This is a genomic window from Corynebacterium gottingense (assembly GCF_003693265.1).
Classification (GTDB): domain Bacteria; phylum Actinomycetota; class Actinomycetes; order Mycobacteriales; family Mycobacteriaceae; genus Corynebacterium; species Corynebacterium gottingense.
Genome location: NZ_RDRE01000063.1, coordinates 1 through 3,109 on the forward strand (window position 1 = coordinate 1; position 3,109 = coordinate 3,109).

The following is a 3,109-nucleotide window of genomic DNA, read 5'->3' on the forward strand; positions in this document are numbered from 1 at the left end:
TGTTTGATCAACGGCGGATTAGTACCAGTCACCTCCACACCTTACGATGCTTCCAGATCTGGCCTATCAACCCAGTCATCTCCTGGGCGCCTAAGAAACCTCATCTCAAAACAGGCTTCCCGCTTAGATGCTTTCAGCGGTTATCCCTCCCGTACGTAGCCAACCAGCAATGCTCCTGGCGGAACAACTGGCACACCAGAGGTACGTCCGTCCCGGTCCTCTCGTACTAGGGACAGCCTTCTTCAAGTTTCAACGCGCGCGGCGGATAGAGACCGAACTGTCTCACGACGTTCTGAACCCAGCTCGCGTGCCGCTTTAATGGGCGAACAGCCCAACCCTTGGGACCTACTCCAGCCCCAGGATGCGACGAGCCGACATCGAGGTGCCAAACCATCCCGTCGATATGGACTCTTGGGGAAGATCAGCCTGTTATCCCCGGGGTACCTTTTATCCGTTGAGCGACACCACATCCACAAGTAGGTGCCGGATCACTAGTCCCGACTTTCGTCCCTGCTCGACTTGTAAGTCTCACAGTCAAGCTCCCTTGTGCACTTACACTCTAAACACCTGATTGCCAACCAGGCTGAGGGAACCTTTGGGCGCCTCCGTTACATTTTGGGAGGCAACCGCCCCAGTTAAACTACCCACCAGGCACTGTCCCCAACCCAGATCATGGGCCAAGGTTAGATATCCACTACGGTCAGAGTGGTATTTCAACAACGACTCCACACCAACTAGCGTCAATGCTTCACAGTCTCCCACCTATCCTACACAAACCGCACCGAATGCCAATACCAAGCTATAGTGAAGGTCCCGGGGTCTTTTCGTCCTGCCGCGCGAAACGAGCATCTTTACTCGTACTGCAATTTCACCGGGCCTGTGGTTGAGACAGCAGGGGAGTCGTTACGCCATTCGTGCAGGTCGGAACTTACCCGACAAGGAATTTCGCTACCTTAGGATGGTTATAGTTACCACCGCCGTTTACTGGGGCTTAAATTCTCCGCTTCGACCCAACAAAGGATCTAACAGGTCCTCGTAACCTTCCAGCACCGGGCAGGCGTCAGTCCGTATACATCAACTTAACCGTCTTCGCACGGACCTGTGTTTTTGATAAACAGTCGCTCCCCTCTCTTCTCTGCGACCCACACCAGCACACCACACGAAAAATGCGGCCACCAGCACAGGTCCCCCTTCTCCCGAAGTTACGGGGGAATTTTGCCGAATTCCTTAACCACAGTTCACCCGACCGCTTTAGTATTCTCTACCTGACCACCTGTGTCGGTTTCGGGTACGGGCCGTATGCACACTCGCTAGAGGCTTTTCTCGACAGCACAGGATCACCAACATCACCCAAAAAAGGGCTACGCATCACGCCTCACACACAAAAACGATGGCATTTCACACACCGTCGTGCCACACGCTTACACCACAATCCAATAAGTGGCTTGGCTACCACACTGCGTCACCCCATCACTTGACTACAACGACTCAGGCCCCACGCATCACACCAACCCAGGGCAACAAAGTTACCCCATGGCCAGCGATCAGGGTGGTTAGTATCACCGCTTCATCACTTGACGCACACACACGGGTACGGGAATATCAACCCGTTGACCATCGACTACGCCTGTCGGCCTCGCCTTAGGACCCGACTCACCCTGGGAAGACGAACTTGACCCAGGAACCCTTAGTCATCCAGCGGTAAGGATTCTCACCTTACACTCGTTACTCATGCCTGCATTCTCACTCGCACACAGTCCACAACCCCTCACGGTACTGCTTCACACCATGCACGACGCTCCCCTACCCAACAAAACATTGTTGCCGCGGCTTCGGCGGTGTACTTGAGCCCCACTACATTGTCGGCGCGGAACCACTCGACCAGTGAGCTATTACGCACTCTTTCAAGGATGGCTGCTTCTAAGCCAACCTCCTGGCTGTCTTCGCGATCCCACATCCTTTTCCACTTAGTACACCCTTAGGGGCCTTAACCGGCGATCTGGGCTGTTTCCCTCTCGACTATGAAGCTTATCCCCCACAGTCTCACTGCTGTACAACACTTACACCGGCATTCGGAGTTTGGCTGATGTTGCTAAGATGATAGTCCCGCTCAACCAACCAGTAGCTCTACCTCCGGCAAGCTCATACAACGCTGCACCTAAATGCATTTCGGGGAGAACCAGCTATCACGGAGTTTGATTGGCCTTTCACCCCTACCCACAACTCATCCCCGCAGTTTTCAACCTACGTGGGTTCGCGCCTCCACAACCTCTTACAGCTGCTTCACACTGGCCATGGGTAGATCACCCCGCTTCGGGTCCAGGACATGCCACTTAAAACACCCAATGAGGATTCGCTTTCGCTACGACTACCCCTAACGGGTTAACCTCGCGACATGCCGCTGACTCGCAGGCTCATTCTTCAAAAGGCACGCCATCACACTAAAAGAAGTGCTCTGACGGATTGTAAGCGCACGGTTTCAGGAACTCTTTCACTCCCCTCCCGGGGTACTTTTCACCATTCCCTCACGGTACTATCCACTATCGGTCACACTGAGTATTTAGGCTTACCGGGTGGTCCCGGCAGATTCACAGCAGATTCCACGAGCCCGCTGCTACTCGGGGCAACAACAACACACACGCACACGCCTTCACGTACAGGACTCTCACCCACTCCGGCGCACCATCCCAGATGCTTCCGCTAACACGCACGCGCACGCTCCTGGTCAGCAGCCCAGAAACACTGCACCCCACAACACCACACACGCAACCCCTGCCAGGTATCACACGCACATGGTTTAGCCTCATCCACGTTCGCTCGCCGCTACTAGCAGAATCACAATTGTTTTCTTCTCCTACGGGTACTGAGATGTTTCACTTCCCCGCGTCAACCTCCACACAGACTATGCATTCATCTGCAGGTAACACCACACAACCGGTGCTGGGTTCCCCCATTCGGACATCCTCGGATCAACGCTTTGTTGACAACTCCCCGAGGCATAACGCAGCCTCACACGTCCTTCATCGGCTCAGCATGCCAAGGCATCCACCGTACGCCCTGAATAACCAAACAATTATCCAACACACACAAACACACACCACCACAGGGC

The 3,109-nt window shown here is 54.4% G+C and carries 1 rRNA gene; it reads right to left on the reverse strand.

Annotated features, from left to right (window positions below):
- Positions 1 to 3,072, reverse strand: a 23S ribosomal RNA gene (locus tag EAW56_RS11340).
- Positions 3,073 to 3,109 lie beyond the last annotated feature (37 nt).